Source organism: Methanobrevibacter sp. 87.7, assembly GCF_002208625.1.
In the GTDB taxonomy this organism is placed as follows: Archaea; Methanobacteriota; Methanobacteria; order Methanobacteriales; family Methanobacteriaceae; genus Methanarmilla.
This window is the reverse complement of sequence record NZ_MRCT01000262.1, coordinates 1-1,423: the sequence shown is the minus strand read 5'-3', so window position 1 is coordinate 1,423 and position 1,423 is coordinate 1. Positions and strand designations below refer to the sequence as shown.

The 1,423-nt window shown below is 23.7% G+C and carries 2 protein-coding genes; both read right to left on the bottom strand.

All coding sequences use genetic code 11. The features are described 5' to 3' along the window. Positions 1-112 precede the first annotated feature (112 nt). Positions 113-463: a VOC family protein gene (locus tag BGI41_RS08110; protein WP_088540193.1), complete on the bottom strand. Its 351-nt coding sequence runs from the start codon at positions 461-463 to the stop codon at positions 113-115. A gap of 128 nt (positions 464-591) precedes the next feature. Then, entirely contained in the window at positions 592-1,317 is a 726-nt protein-coding gene (locus BGI41_RS08105; RefSeq protein ID WP_088540192.1) for a thymidylate synthase, read from the bottom strand. Positions 1,318-1,423 lie beyond the last annotated feature (106 nt).

Genomic DNA, 1,423 nt, shown 5'->3' with positions numbered 1-1,423 from the left:
TACTTGAATAGCTATAAAATAAAAATTAAATAATTTTACTATTTAAAACTTATTAAAATCCAAATTAAAGAAATTCAAAATCTTAAGTTAAAAAAATTAAAAATAAAGAAAATTATTTAGAATGTTCAATTATAACAATATTTATTCCATCGGGATCTTGAAACATTGCCATATAACCAACAGATATTTCAGTTGGTTCTAAACTAAATTTAATTCCTTTATTTTTTAAAGATTCAACCTCTTTATTAATATCCTCTACAAGCATACCTGTAGCAAATAATCCAGGACTATTAACATTATCTTTAATAAGTTCTATTAAAACATCCCCTTCACCTTTCATTAAGGTAATTACAGAACCATTTGGAGGATTAATAGTTTCTTCAACTTCAAAACCAAGTAATCTGTAAAAATCAATAGATTTATCCATATCACTTACTATTCTTGTACTATACTTAATTTTCATTTTAATCACCATAATTTAAAAAACCTTAATTTATAAACTAATAAACTAAGACTAAAAAATTTAAAAAAACCTTAATTTATAAAATCCAATAAACTAAGATTAATAACTTTTAAATAAATTAAATTTAATTAATCATCACTTTTTTCACAACGTTTTTGAGCATCTCCAAAATTATTTTCATAAATATGAGCACTAATAGAATGAATAGTAATAGGTGCAATTTCAACACCAACTTCATCTGCAACATGTTGAGCTAAATATGTAAGACCTACTGCATTAGCAAACCATGCACCATAAATATCATGACTTCTCCAAAGACCAGTAGTATAAAGTTTATTATGTCTAATTTTAAAATCAACAAGAATTAAACAAGGAACTTCATCATTTACAGTATCTAAATGTGGATCCCAAGTTACTGAAATAGCTCTACGAGATTCTTTACAATTTTTTAATCTATCAATAGCAACTTTAATTTGATCAATTCCAGTATAACCTTCTTCATCTTTTTCATTAGGAGGATAAACTTCATAATTTCTTAATCTACTACCATAAGTATATACAAATCCTGGATTATCCCTACTTAAAAATTGTTCTGCATATGTTTTTACTCTATCTCCTGCCCAAAAGTACCCTTCAGGAATTTTAATGTTTTCAATATTAACATATTCTTTACCTAAACCAAAAAATCCATTACTTTGTTTTCCAAGAGGTGTTTTAATTCTTGTTACAACATTTAATAATTCTTTTGTAAGTGAACCTCTTTCATCATTTACGAAATGACCTTTAGAATATATTAATTTAACAAGATCTTCCCAACAATCTGCAATATCATCATTTTCAACAACATAAACCATAATATCATTAACCTGAATTAATAAACTATAAAATTAATTTTTATAATTTATAAAAATTATAATTATATTTAATTATAATTTAAAATTATTAATATTTATAAATAAT

What these genes read in the sequence shown, in the direction of transcription:
- BGI41_RS08105 (WP_088540192.1), bottom strand. Translation starts at nt 1,317, where the DNA reads ATGGTTTATGTTGTTGAAAATGATGATATTGCAGATTGTTGGGAAGAT.
- BGI41_RS08110 (WP_088540193.1), bottom strand. Translation starts at nt 463, where the DNA reads ATGAAAATTAAGTATAGTACAAGAATAGTAAGTGATATGGATAAATCT.